General features: G+C 61.0%; 10 protein-coding genes. All 10 read right to left on the bottom strand.

Annotation, left to right across the window (positions count from 1 at the left end; translation table 11 throughout):
* Nucleotides 1-46: 46 nt before the first annotated feature.
* The gene (locus AC5RVV_RS09870) at nt 47-2,170 is read right to left on the bottom strand and encodes a calcineurin-like phosphoesterase C-terminal domain-containing protein (RefSeq protein ID WP_494001139.1); all 2,124 of its coding nucleotides are present in this window, start codon (nt 2,168-2,170) and stop codon (nt 47-49) included.
* A 735-nt stretch (nt 2,171-2,905) separates the two neighbouring features.
* The gene (locus AC5RVV_RS09865) at nt 2,906-4,945 is read right to left on the bottom strand and encodes an AAA family ATPase (protein WP_494001138.1); all 2,040 of its coding nucleotides are present in this window, start codon (nt 4,943-4,945) and stop codon (nt 2,906-2,908) included.
* Nucleotides 4,946-6,067: 1,122 nt separating this feature from the next.
* Nucleotides 6,068-6,946 (bottom strand): MBL fold metallo-hydrolase, encoded by an 879-nt coding sequence (locus AC5RVV_RS09860; RefSeq protein WP_494001137.1) that lies wholly within the window; start codon nt 6,944-6,946, stop codon nt 6,068-6,070.
* 17 nt (nt 6,947-6,963) lie between these two features.
* Nucleotides 6,964-7,776: an IclR family transcriptional regulator gene (locus tag AC5RVV_RS09855; RefSeq protein WP_494001136.1), complete on the bottom strand. Its 813-nt coding sequence runs from the start codon at nt 7,774-7,776 to the stop codon at nt 6,964-6,966.
* Between the two features lie 8 nt (nt 7,777-7,784).
* Nucleotides 7,785-8,528: an SDR family NAD(P)-dependent oxidoreductase gene (locus AC5RVV_RS09850; protein WP_494001135.1), complete on the bottom strand. Its 744-nt coding sequence runs from the start codon at nt 8,526-8,528 to the stop codon at nt 7,785-7,787.
* Nucleotides 8,525-9,889, bottom strand: coding sequence for an aldehyde dehydrogenase family protein (locus tag AC5RVV_RS09845; RefSeq protein WP_494001134.1), 1,365 nt, complete (start codon nt 9,887-9,889; stop codon nt 8,525-8,527). Before AC5RVV_RS09845 ends, AC5RVV_RS09850 begins: the two co-directional genes overlap by 4 nt.
* Nucleotides 9,890-9,911: 22 nt before the next feature.
* Entirely contained in the window at nt 9,912-10,685 is a 774-nt protein-coding gene (locus tag AC5RVV_RS09840; RefSeq protein ID WP_494001133.1) for an ABC transporter ATP-binding protein, read from the bottom strand.
* Between the two features lie 37 nt (nt 10,686-10,722).
* Nucleotides 10,723-11,484 (bottom strand): ABC transporter permease, encoded by a 762-nt coding sequence (locus AC5RVV_RS09835; RefSeq protein ID WP_494001132.1) that lies wholly within the window; start codon nt 11,482-11,484, stop codon nt 10,723-10,725.
* A gap of 2 nt (nt 11,485-11,486) precedes the next feature.
* Nucleotides 11,487-12,344, bottom strand: a complete 858-nt coding sequence (locus AC5RVV_RS09830; protein ID WP_494001131.1) for an ABC transporter permease — start codon at nt 12,342-12,344, stop codon at nt 11,487-11,489.
* Nucleotides 12,344-13,306 (bottom strand): ABC transporter substrate-binding protein, encoded by a 963-nt coding sequence (locus tag AC5RVV_RS09825; RefSeq protein ID WP_494001130.1) that lies wholly within the window; start codon nt 13,304-13,306, stop codon nt 12,344-12,346. Before AC5RVV_RS09825 ends, AC5RVV_RS09830 begins: the two co-directional genes overlap by 1 nt.
* Nucleotides 13,307-13,502 lie beyond the last annotated feature (196 nt).

Raw genomic sequence — 13,502 nt, 5'->3', positions numbered from 1 at the left:
CGGCTGGCAGGCACCCGCGGGACTAGCGCAAGCGGCATTCAAACTATCACCACACGACGTCCTCGCCGAAGGTGTCCAGCCGGAAGCTCTGCTGTGGCCGTTCGTCGACGACCTCGAAGGCGAGGGTCTCGGTGTGTTTGTTGCCGTAGCGGTCGGTCCAGACCACCTCGGCCAGGTGCATGCCGTTCTCGAGGTCGGCCGAAAGCGGGATGCGCCACAGGTGCGGGGACCCATCGGCGAGGTTGCCTTCCACCGGGCGCGGTGCGGAGGGTCCGTAGACCTGGCCGTTGTACAGGTGCAGGCCCTGGGCCGCCGGGTTCCCCGAGGTCGACTGGTAGGACATCCGGGCGCTGGTGAGCTGGCGGATCAGCGCGGACGGGTCGGACCACTCGACGCCGCGCCGGACCTCTTCACCCGCCGCGGGCTGGGTGATCTCCGCGGTGACGGGTTCGGCACCGTCGATCGAGACGGTGACGGTGGAGTCGGTGGTGCCGGCCCAGACGTTGGCGGTCAGGTAGGTGCCTCCGTCAAGGTCCTCTCGGGTGATCATGTTCTGGTCCCCGAGATCTCCCAGGGTGAGCGGGGGCACCGCGTCCTTGTGCTTGTTCTCCCATGTGACCGGGTGTTCGTCGCGCCAGTCGATCAGGGTCTGTGCCCAGTCGCGGTAGTGCGGGGAGCTCAAGCCCAGGCCCATCTGGTCGCCGTCGCGGCCGGTGGCGTGGAAGGCGTGCCGATAGTCTGTGCCGGAGAAGTCGAAGGTCCAGAAGCCCGGAAGCGCGCCGTCGCCCTGGAAGCTCATCGGCTGGCCGTCGACGTCGTAGTCCCCGGCGTACCAGTCGCCCGACACGGCGCCGGCGACGATGTGGTCGAACGGCACGGCCTTCACTCCCACGGCCTCCTCCCACGCCCCGAGGGAATCACCTTCGGCCATCGACTCGACCCAGTGCGAATGACCGGACAGGGACAAAGCCTCGCGTCCTTCGAGGAGTTCGTAGAGTGTGCGCACGTCGTCGGTCTGGTGCTGGGCACTGTCCGCGCCGGAGTGGGACACCAGCGGGATGTGCGTGGCGACCACGACGCGCTTGTCCTTGGGCACGGTGGCCAGATCCTTCTTGATCCAGGCCAGGGTATCTTCCCCGAGGCGGCCGTTGTACGCCGGGGCGCCGGCCGGGTCCTCGCAGGCCGGCCGCTTGCCGTCGGCGTTGTCGTCCTCGGGCGTGCACGGGTATTTCACGTTGTTCAGCGCCAGCACGTGCACCTCACCGACATCGTAGGAGTAGTTCTCCGGTCCCCAGTGCTGCCGGTAGGTATCGAACGACCACCGGGCGTCCGTGGCATCAAAGTCCAGGTCGTGGTTGCCGGGGATCGCGCGCACGGGCATGCCCATCAGGCCCAACGCCTCCTTCGCCCGGTCATACATGCCCAGGTCATCGCCGGCGATATCGCCCAGCAACAGGGCGCCACAGTCGGCGGCATCATAGGCCGCGGCCTCGCGCAGGGCGCCGTTGCGCGCATGGGAGATCTCCTGGTTGGAGTAGGCCTGCGGGTCGGCCAGCACCAGGCACCGAATGTCCGCGCCGGCCGAGGAGGGATTCTTGGTCAGCGGAAAGTTCACCGCGGCGGGCAGTTCCCCGGTGGGCTCCAGGCCGCCGAAGCGCAACTCCTGCTCCGTGGTGCCCTTGGGGGCGTGGGTGTAGGAGAACTGCGCGACGTTGTTCTCATCAACCGGGGTGTCCCAGCCGGCGGGCTTGGTGACGAAGAAGATGTCCTTGTCCTGCGCCGGCAGCTCGTAGCGGCCCTTGGCATCGGTCTGGACCACCTCGCGGCCGTTGGACACCGTCACCCCCTCGATGCCCTTCTCGCCCTTATCCCGGACCGAGTTCCGGTTGGCGTCATCGAAGACCACACCATCCAGGACATCCCGTCCGGTCTCGCCCTCGGTGACGACTTCGGGACCGCCGACGTACGTCGTGGGGTCCACCCCATCATCAACGGGCTTGTCCCCGCGGCCCTTGGCAGCGGCATGAGCCGACGGGCTGCCCTCCGCGCTCGAGTGCTTCGGCGGATCCGCCGCAGCGATCTGCATGCCGAAAAACGCCAGCGGTGCCAGCAAGGCCAGGGCGGTGCCGCCCGTCAGGGCACGACGACGCCGGGAGACAGGGGAAGACATACAGGTTCCTTTCGCCAGGGTGATTGCTGTTGGAAGCAATCCCTCAAGCTAGGACTTCTGTATGACGGACCGGTCCCTGTTCCGCCACGCCCGGGTGAACGGGCGGCGAAGCCTGGCCTGCACAGGTGCGCACCGGGGCGGAGAATTAGCCCCCGCAGCACCGCTTTCGCTCGTTGGTTCAGTAACGCCCTCATTGGCCTGTGCGGCCCTGTCTCGCACTGCTGTGTTCCGTACCTGATCGTTCCGCCGCACAGCTGAGGCCCACACCCAGGTCACCCGCCGAACGCGCCGTACGTCGTCTGCGGGTTTGGGGGAAGACAAGCTCACTGCCGCCTGGACGAGTTGCCCGCCAAATAACAACCATCCCTGTGCAGTCTTACCGCTGAATTGCATCACACTTGTGGCTGCGGCCCCGTTCCGCCGCGCAAGAGTCGGCTCTTCGTGCGCGCGGTGGAATGCCACTGTGCGGTCACCCCAACGAACATATGCGCTGTTATCGGTGTTTCCTTATGCGTTCTTGGGCAGGGTAGGACTGTCGTTGTTTTGGCGTGCAGAGTATTCGGTGAGACTTTTTGCTGCATGGATCTTGCCATCGCAACCGTGACACGGAGGCGCCCGCGACTCCAGAAACATGTGCGTTCTTGTTTCATGCCATTCTGCGAGGGCCGTTTCAGCATGTCCATACCGGGTGTCCAGTAGGCGGAACCGTTACCGGACACAGAAGCGGCTCTGCGACTACAGTGAGGGGTCCCCTAACACAACCCTCAGGGCGCGCTGAGCGAAAGCCTTGACCTCGTCGGCGTCGGGTTCCGGCAAATCTATGTCCGACTCTGTGTCGTGGTGGTAGCGCATGCCGAACTCGTTGATTTCCGTCAGTTCCGAAACAAGGCCCTTTGCATAAGAAAGAACGTCGCCCTGCGTTGCAGAGTTGATAAGAACAATGACTGAGCCCAGGGTCTTGTTCTCTTGAGGTATGCGCCCAGGGAATCGCCGGTGAAGGTAGGATTCGACCAACGGCCGAATGGCTTCGCCCGCGGCAGTGTGACTGATCAAAGCGCCGTCTATTGCTTCATCCGCCACGAATGCCCGAATTCGGCGGTGGTTACGGAAGTACTTGCTCTCGCATTCTCGATCAAGGTCGTGCTTGTCGAGAGACGTATCCCCACTACCGTTGCGGTAAAGTTTCAGCTCAGTGGGTGGCCGCAGATCACCATGATTATCAACTTGTTTCCGCCCAAACTTCTCACGGACTTCACGGAGATAGGTCGCGTCATGAGCCAAAATAATCACCTGGGCGCCTCGCATGGAAAATTCGTTGAGCGTGTTGGTCGTGTGCGTTCGGCGATGCTTATCCAAGCTGGTGACGGGGTCGTCGACGACAATGACCTGCCCACGCAGGTCCTGCTCTGTCAGCACTGTTGCGCAGAAGAAAGCAAATGCAAGGGCTCTCTTATCTCCCTCGCTGAGCGCAATGCGGAAGGGCGGTTTTCCGCCGGTAATGCTAATCGACGTTTCCCGCAGCCTTAAGCCATAGTTTGCCCGACTTGTTCCACCCGTATATGTGGGGAGGACTTTTTCAATACGAAATTGAGCTTCCATCTTTTTCAGGTGAGCATTGATGGTATCCTCAAAAGCGGCAAGCGTCGCATTCATGGCGGCTTTGCTGGCGGTCCTAGCTGCGGCTGCCTCTGCCTCTTTATTTGTTATCTCAGTTTTCGCTTCTGTCCATGCAGCAAAAAGGTCCTGTACTTCAGTTTTTCCTCTTAACTGTGCCAACCGGGCTGCGACAAGCTTTGTTCCGAGCTCAGGCACACTCGACACCGATAGTGAGTTTTTGTAGGCGTCGATGTCACTGACTGCTTTCCGAATGGTCACGTTCACTTCCTCAACCAGAACAGTAAGGGCGAGCGTGGATTCTTCAAGAGCATAGCGATCAGGTCCTGCATCGACAGAATTCCCAAAACGATTCATCTTCTGAGCGAGTAGAGAATCAAAGACCTTGCCGAAATCTTTCAGTTTCTCCGTGACGGGCGTCAACTTGGGCAGTTCAGGCACGTCCACATGGGTTTTCCACGCGGCCATGAACGTAGCGGCACGCTCATATTCGTTGGTCAAACGGGTCTGAAGAAGCTCTCGTGCTGCGTTCCCAAGACGATCTTTCAACCGATCGAGCCGGCCGCGAAGATCGTCGTATGCGGAGTCAAAGAACTCGGCGTACATGTCGACAAGATCGATGCCCTTCGTGCTCTGCCCGCAGAACGGACATTCATCTTCAAGAGCATGGTCAACTCCCGCGCTCAACCACGCTTCGACTCCGCTCTCCGAGGACTCCGCTCCTAGGTGACTGATATGTTCCGCCACCCGAAGCCGGGCCTCACCATGGAGGTCAGACAATGCCTCGCCCAGCGCCTCGAATAAGCCAGAAAGGTCTAGATTGATGGGTTTCAACTCGGCCGGCAGTGGCAGGGCAAAGATTCCGGATACATTTTTACCGTCATTAAGTGAGGTTTCAGCCTGGCTCACTAGCGAGTCAGCCTCCTCAGGGACTCGTAGCTGTTGGAACGTCGAGAATGAGCAGGTCCGATCCACTGCATGGGCCATTGCGAGGACTTCGGCCTCAATACGCGTTTTCTCGGCTTTTGCCGCAGCCACCAGTTCCTGAGCGGCTTCTAGCTTCTCTTGCTGATTGACTGCCGTGGCTCCGATGGCTATGGCGAGTAGGCCTTGCCGGTGTGAGGGGCCGACTTCCCCACCAGTATGGACATTCTGATCCACAAACTGAGTATCAAATACACGAGTTCGGAGGGGGCCACCCGTCCACGACCCACTGTTCAGCACTCGCTTAGATGCTCCAAAAGGTTGTAATCTGACATGTGCAGGACCGGACGTACCCAGGGACTGACGCTCACTAAGAGAATCAGCATCGCCAGAACCAGCGGCCGCGAGTACAGCAGCGAGCGTAGATTTGCCCCTCCCATTTCCTGCGTAAATCAGTGACAGTCTGGTGAGAGGATGCTCTGAGCCATCGAAACCATTCAGCACTCCTACGCGATCAATCTTCTCGATGACCTGAATCATTACTCTCCCAATCTCATGCGCTTCGTAGCGCCCAAGAACCCATAATGGCCTAGGAACGTGATACTTCCCCAGCAGACGCGCGGGCAGGAGATTATGTGTACTTCGTCTTGGCCGATATGCGGTGGCCATATCGACCATACGTCAGCTAGAAGGCGCGCTTGGAGCAATCCTGCCGCGGATAGTTGGTAGCCTTGCTTATGATTTTCTTTGTCCAACAAATGGGACTCGCTGCGCTCGATGACGCAGCGCGACGACTTGGACAGGGAGACTCGGGCCAAGTTTCGTAATTTCTTTGTGAGCTTCCGCGATTTTTTGAGAAACCTATCAGACGACAGTTACGGGACCGACACTGCGGAGGGGTGTCTATCGGCTGGCTCGGGCGGAAGGTTTGAGACCGGTTCCGTGGTTGCTCGAGGCTAGAACACGTCCGGTGAAGGTCCCTCACGGAACAGTGCCAACGGACGCCTTAAGGTGGCTCGATCCCATAGACGCGCCCAACTTGAGAAGATTCCACGGGATTAAGGCAACAAATAAGTCCGGTGTCTGAAGGCGGCGCACACATCACGCGTAATAGATGATGTGTGCGGATATCCGCCCACTGTAGCGTTCAGGCTACCTTCGCCGGGCTTTTTTGTGGGCTGGATATACGCGATTCCAAGAAGTCAGTACCTGTATGGGATTTTTGCCGGCAAGGAAGCGGCCCATAAGTGGTGCGCTGGGGGACGGGCTAATGGGACAGGAAGGCTGCGGCTTCCCCTTCCCCCGCCTGTTCCGGAATGTCGGAAGGGGGGAGCCGTAGCCATAATCGGCTAAATCAAGCTAGTGCCCCTTGTGGGTGAGGCGCTGCCTGTCGGCAACCAAGTCGAACTCCATGAGATCCTGGCCGACGGTGAGCCTGCCCTGGTAATCGCGGCGCACTTCGCTGGCCCACATCTGGTCGGTGACATCGGCGGCGCCCGGCGCCAGGTGCGACAGGACCAAGTGGCGGGTCCCGGAACGCAGAGCCACCAGCCCCGTCTCCGCAGCGGTGGTGTGGCTGCTTAGCATATGGTCCACGAACTGGGGCGCGTTACCGTTGGCCATCGTGTGCAGCTTTTCCGGATAGATGGCTTCATGGACCAGCACGTCGCAGTCTTGAGCCAGAGCAACCAGTGACTCTGAATAGGTGGTATCACCCGAGAACACTGCGCTGCCCTCGTCGCTGTCGAAGCGGAAGGCCAGCGCAGCCATGGGCTTGTGGTCCACCGCCGTGGCGGTGACCCTAACCCGGTCGTCCTCGTAAACGTCGAAGATCCCCGGCACCTCGACGAGGTCTGTCGCCTCGACCATCCGGCGAATGTCCTTGCGGCCGGTGGTGGCAATACGTGCCTCGATCTCCGTGGCGAACACCTGGAAGCTGAGGTCAATGATCTCCTGAGTGGGGGCGGGGCCGAAAACCTTGATCCCGCGGCTGAGTCCATCCGTCCAGGCCAGCACCGGAAGCGAGCCCAGACTGGCGGTGTGGTCGATGTGGTGGTGGCTGATGAACAACGCATGGATATCTTTCGCGTGGTGCCCGGACAAGGCCAACTGCCGGGCGGCGCCGTCACCGCAGTCCACGATGTAGATGCGGCCGCCGACGACGACGGCGTTGGCTGGCGCGGCACGATTCGGGTTGGGGCGCGGGCCGCCGTTAGTGCCCAGGAGTATGACCTTCATGCTTACTCAGTCCTTCGTCAGGTAGTGGGTTCAGATGACCCGGGTGACTGGTGGTATTCCCAGCGGTTGTTCTTTAAGATGTCTTCGATCCGGTCGCGCCCCCTAGCCAGCCTGCGGATGCAGGCCTGCAAAGTGGCGCCCTCCCGGGTAGCAAGGCCGCGCAGGGACAATGCCCCGAACACCATCCCCACCGCATCCCGGATCGGCAGAGCCAGGTCGAAGACGTTACGGGTCCGGGGTTCATGCGCGTAGCCCTGGAGGCGGATCTGGTCTAGGGCCAGACGTGTCTTGCCGGGCGGGACCGGCGGCGTTCTAGGATCGGTCAGTACGCGGTCCAGGTAGTCCTGGTCCATCTGAGCCAGCACCGCCATACCGCCAGCGGTGCCAGCCATGGGCAGTTCGCGCCCCTGCAGGCTGCCTTCGGCCATCTCCCGCCCGGAGAGGACCGACTGCACCACCCGGACGAACGGAATGCTGGCCACCTGCAGGTGCACCGTTGCACCGCAATGGTTCACGGTGTCTTGCATGGCCGGAGCCGCCAGACGCACCAGTTCACGGGTCGAGGCACCGGTCAGTGCCAGTTCGCGCAGCAGTTGACCAGCCACGTACTGCTTGTTGCCCCCACGTTCGACGAACCCTTCTTCGACCAGCTGCCTGAGTAGCCGCAGGGTGCTGCTTTTCGGAACGGCTAGGCGCGAAGCGATCTCAGCCAAGCTCATCTGTCCCTCCTGCTGGAGCAAGATGGGGATCGCCAGAGCGCGGTCCACTGACTGCAACGGGTAGGCGGCGCCGCTTGCCGAGCGGGTACCGACGTCTTGGGTGGCGGCCATGGGACGGTTCACTGGCTGGTGTAGCCGCCATCGGCGCTGAACACGCTGCCGGTGGTAAATGAGGCCGCTGGCGAGATGAGGAAGTACGCCAGTTCTGCGATTTCACCGGGGGTGCCCAGACGTCCCATCGGGTGCTTGGCCAAGACACCGTCGAGGGAATCGGTTCCCGAGGCAATCTGCAGGAACGGCGTATTGATGTGCCCAGGGGCGATGGCGTTTATGCGTACCCCGTGGTCAGCGTAGTCCAGGGCAGCGGCCTTAGTCAGGCCGACTACGCCGTGCTTGGCGGCCACGTAGGCGGAAGAATGCCGGGCACCAACCAAGCCGAGGGTGGACGCCAGCATCACGGCGGCTCCCTGTGTCCTGACCAGGTGCGGAATCATTGCGCGCATTGCGAAGAAGGTGCCGGAGAGGTTTGTATGGATGACGCTGTTCCACCGCTCCAGCGGGTACTCCACTACTGACGTGCGTTCACCTTTGATCCCTGCGCAATGCACAAAACCGTCGATCCCGCCATGTTCGGCTGAGATGCCAGCGAAGGCGGCCTCCATACCGGCGACATCGGTGACGTCCAGATCTAATGCACGAATATTGCCGGCTCCGTCCAGCGCCGACTTCGGGGCCTGGAGATCCGCGGCATAGACGGTGCAGTCCGGCTCGCGGGCAAAACGCTCTACACACGCCCGCCCGATGCCGGAGGCACCGCCGCTGACAACTACTACTCGATTACCCTCTCTGCCTGTCGCGTTCACAGCGCAGTCACATTCAAGGTACGGGTCTGCAGGTATTCGTTCAGGCCCCAGACACCGCGTTCCCGGCCCAGGCCGCTTTGCTTCCAGCCGCCGAAGGGGGCGTCGAGCTCATTGACGGTGTGCTGGTTTACCCAGACAGTTCCTGCCTCAATCCGCTCGGCCAAGCGGCGGGCGAGGCCTAAGTCGTTGCTCCAGACGGATGAACCGAGCCCGAACGGACCTTCGTTGGCGAGCATGACGGCTTCATCGAGGGAATCGTAGGCAACTACCGGAAGCACCGGGCCGAACTGCTCCTCGGCCACCAGACGCGCCTGCGGGTCGATGTCGGTCACAATGGTCGGTTCCATGAAGTAGCCGGGCAGCTCGCTGCCCTTGCCGCCGCCGCAGGCGACCCGGGCGCCGGAGCGGACGGCTTCCTCCAGCAGGCCGCCGACGAAGTCCCGCTGGCCGGCGGTGTGCAGCGGACCCATGTCCGTGCCTTCCTCGATGCCGTGCCCAACCTGCATTTGCTGCACGACCGAGGCCATGGCGTCGACCACCTCCCGAGCAATGCTGCGCGGGACGAAGACGCGCTTGACGGCGATGCATGTCTGGCCCGCATTCCGGAACGCCGAGCGGACGATGCGTTCGGCGGCGACCGGAATATTCACGTCTTCAGTGACCAGCGCAGGGTCGTTGCCGCCCAGTTCCAAGGTCAGCCGCTTCAGGGTGTCAGCCCCGCGGCGCATGATCTGCTGCCCGGCCGGACCGGACCCAGTAAAGGAAACCTTCGCGACACCGGGGTGATAGCTGAGGGCGTGGCCAGCTCCGGTGTTGGAGGTGACGCACTGCATGACGCCAGCCGGAAGCACCTCGTTCATCAGGTCGACCAGGGCAACAGTGCAGAGCGCCGTCGACGACGCGGGTTTAGCAATCACCGCATTACCGGCAACGAGGGCCGGAGCGACCTTGGGCGCCAGCAGCGAGAGCGGATAGTTCCAGGGGGTGATAGCAGCGACAACACCGTAGGGTCTTAGCTGCACACTCACCGAACGGCCGTCGCGGTCCGGCAACTGCTGGTCGCCCCAGTCGAGCGAAGAGTAATACTCGAATAGGTCTGCGGTCATGCCCACCTCGACTCGGGCCAGGGCGAGGTTCTTGCCCTGTTCCCGGCTGACCAAGCCGGCGAAATAGTCGCTGCGTGCACGGATCCGACGGCTGATTTCCAGCACTGCTTCCCGACGCCCCGGCAAATCCGCCGCCCAACCTGCTTGGGCTTCACGTGCCACCGAAACTGCCTGGTTGACTTCCGCCTCAGTAAAGTTGCGAACGTCCCCGATTGATTCCAGCAGCGCCGGATCCATTGCCTGATAGGTCATCATCTGATTGTCCTTGCGTCGTGCTTCAGTGGGAGATCATGCCCAGGACTCGGCCCCGGAGCTCTGCGAAACGGTGGTCGTCCTTGGTTTCGATTTGGTTCCTGACGTTGCCAAACGGCACTTCGACGATGTCTAGGATGACCGTCGGGGACTTTGATAGCACTACTACCTGGTCGGCCAGATAGACGGCTTCATCGATGTCGTGGGTTACTAGCAGTACGGTCACGTCAAACTGGTCCCGCAGTCTCAGGACGAGGTCCTCGAGCTCCATCCGGGTTTGCGCGTCCACTGCCGCGAACGGTTCGTCCATCAGCAGCACATCCGGTTTGTACGCCAGTCCTCGGGCAATGGCTACGCGCTGTTGCATTCCACCGGAGAGCTGCCAAGGGTACTTCTTGAACGCGGCGCCCAGGCCCACTGCCTCCAGTGTGTCGTGTGCGGTCTTGAGCGCCTCCCTTTTGGACATGCCGCGAGCGAGGAGAGGCTGGGCAACGTTGGCGTCGATCTTCATCCATGGCAGGAGCGAGCGGTGGTAGTCCTGGAAGACCATAGCGAGCGTTGGCGGAGGCGAGACCACCTGAACGCCATCCACCAGCACCTTGCCTGATGTGGGCGTCAGTAGTCCGGCGATGCACTTAAGCAGGGTGGTTTTGCCTGCACCTGAGGGTCCGACAACACAGGTGAACTGTCCGTGTCGTACTTGGAAGGTGGCGTCCTCGACGGCGGTGAAGGAGTCGTTGCCTTTCCCATAGACCTTCTTAACATGCTGGATGTCCAGCACGACCTTTTCTGATGTCATGGTCGCTGTTCCCTAATCTTTCCTAGATGAGCTGTGGTTATGCGGCTGTGGACTTGATGTGCCAGTGGAGGATTCGGGATTCCAAGGCGGCAAAGACCGCTGTCAGGAGCACGCCGATAATGGCCAGCAGGAGCATCCCAGCCCACATCTCCGGGATAGCGAAAGTCCGTTGGGATTGGAGAGTGAAGAATCCGATCCCCTGAGTGGAAGCCACCATCTCGCTGACGACCATGAGCAGGACCCCGAGGCTAAGACTGGTTCGGCAGCCTGCCATAATTTGGGGACTGGCAGCCGGCAGCCAGACTTTGAAAAGCTTCATGTGTTTAGGAAAGCGGTAGACTTCGGTCATTTCCCGCATGGTCACATCCAGCCCCCGGATCCCGTCGATGGTGTTCAGCAGCACGGGGAAAAGCACGCCGAAGGCAATTACGCCCATTTTCATCTCCGGCCCGACGCCGAGCAGGAGGATGGCGAAAGGCAGCAGGGCAGGCGGGGGCATCGCCCTGCCAAAGTCCAGCAGCGGTTGCAGCAGTGCGTCGATGGTAGAGGACATCCCCAAAGCCACACCAAGTACTACGCCGGCTACCACCCCCAGGACATATCCCACTGCCAAGTTGGACAGGCTTGGAAGGATGTGTGTCTGGAGGCCAGCACCAAGGAAGGCCTCCAGAAAGGCCTCCCAGATGCGTGCCGGGGTTGGGAAGAACATGTTCGGGCTTGACGAGGTCCACGCGGCCCAGGCGATAACTGCTGCCACGGGCAGAAGGAGCTGCCAACCGGTCCAAGCAATTTTCTTCACGGCTATTTCTCTCTCCCGCGATGTGTCGGGTGCCAGAAGAGAAGCTTTGCTTCCAGCTTCTGAAAAACGAAGTTGACGGCGACGCCGAGGATTCCCGCTATGAGAATGAGTGCGTACATTAAGGTCTGGTTGTTGTTCGCCTGGGCCTGGAGAATGTCTCGGCCCAGCCCTGGGGCGCCGCCGACCATTTCGGCGACGATCGTGACGACGAGGGCGATGGTCGCGGCGATCCGCATTCCGGTGGCAATGTACGGGGATGCGGACATAAGGCGAATGCCGAAAACTTGAGTTTGCCTTAGCCGATAGGAGCGGGTCATTTCGGCTGTCACCTTGTCCAGCGCTCTGGCCCCGGCGATGGTCTGGACCAGCAGTGGCCAGAGGGCGCCGTAGACCACCAAGACAATTTTCAGCTGCTGGTTGACACCAAAGAGCAGAATGGCCAACGGGATCAGAACCACCGGAGGGATTGGACGCAGCAGTTCGATGCCGAGCCGGAAGAATTCGTTGACGTAGCGGTTGGAGCCGCATAGGACCCCCAGAACCAGCGCAATGGAAATAGCAATGATGAGTCCGAGAAACCATCCTTGGATTGTCTGCAACATCGAAGTCCAGAACGTCCCATCGCCCATTTGGCTGGCGGCGACTACCAGGACCTCCGAAGCGGGAGGGAAATACCGGCGGGGAAGAATGTCAGCGCGGCTGAATAGTTCCCAGGCCGCCAGCGCGGCCAGAACACCTGTTGCCCCGAGAACGGGAATCCTCCAGCTGAAGCGGCGTGAGGAACCGCTGCGCTCTGGTTGCCGCGGAGGGCCGCCAGCCGGTTTCCGGCGACTCTGCACGGTTGCGGTGGTGACGGTCATTACTCGAAGAATCCTTGAACCGATTCCGACGACTCGAGGATCTCGAACTTAGTCATCAGTTCGATGAACTCGTCCCAGACGGCGTCGGGGGTTTCGTAGGAGTTCTTATAGAGGTTGATGTCCTCGGGGGCGGTCGCGCCCTTCGTCAGCTCGGACATCTGTGTCCTGAGCAAGTCGGGGTTTTCCTCTGCGAAGTCAATAGACTCCTTCAAACCGGCTGTGAACTTTTCCATGAGTTCGGGATTCTGGTTCTTGGCTGAATCGCTCGTGAAGAAGATGCCGAAAGGTGAATTTTCCGGCAGACCCTCGACACAGGCATCGCCGATCTTTTCTAGACCGGCCTCCTGGGCCGCGCTGCCGAACGGCTCGAAGAGCACGGCAGCGTCGATTTGGCCCTGCTCGATGGAGGCGGCGGCCTGCGGCGGCGGCAGTTCGAGGGAGGCAGCTGCGGTGGGTCCGAGGCCGTTCTTGATCAGGGCGGCCTGGAGGCACATGTCTATGCCTCCTTTAAGGGCATTGACTCCGACCACTTTGCCGGCCAAGTCCTTGATGCTTGAGATGGAACCATCGGTCACGACAGCACCGTTGTACGGTGCTTCCTTGCTCACTGCGGCGGCAGTGGCGACGAACTTCAATGGAGTCCCTTGACTCACACCTTTCAGGACGGGAACAGGGGAGGCCTCCCCGATCATGTAGCTGCCCTGTAGAACGCCGGTGACAATCGAAGAACCTGCATCGACCAAGCTGGACTCGAGCTTCAATCCTTCTGCTTTGAAGAAACCCTGCTTATCGCCGAGCGCGACTACCGCGGCTTCCTGGCCGGGAACCATCGCCACCGAAACCGGCGTCAAGCCGTCGGCACCTTCCGCGGCTGATGAAGAGGCGGCACCAGAACAGCCAGTGAGAGCGGCAACACTGACGGCGGCAGCGACGGCGGTGAGCCGCAGGTTCCGATTGGACATGTCATCTCCTTTGGAAGGTTTTCCTTCCATTTGGAAGGAGGGCGTTTGCCCGTTGTGCATTTCGGCCGGCCTTTTCCGATAGGCGGTTCGGCGACTCACCTAAGCCTTGGGGTCCAACTCACAAGGTTCAAATCTTTTCTTCTATATGGAACGCACAGTATCTTTTTGGAGCCTGGAAACCGAATTGACGTTTCAC

The sequence above is a fragment of the Arthrobacter sp. MDT2-34-1 genome, assembly GCF_059091365.1.
Note: the sequence above shows the minus strand (reverse complement) of the source record. Positions and strands in the feature narration are given on the sequence as shown.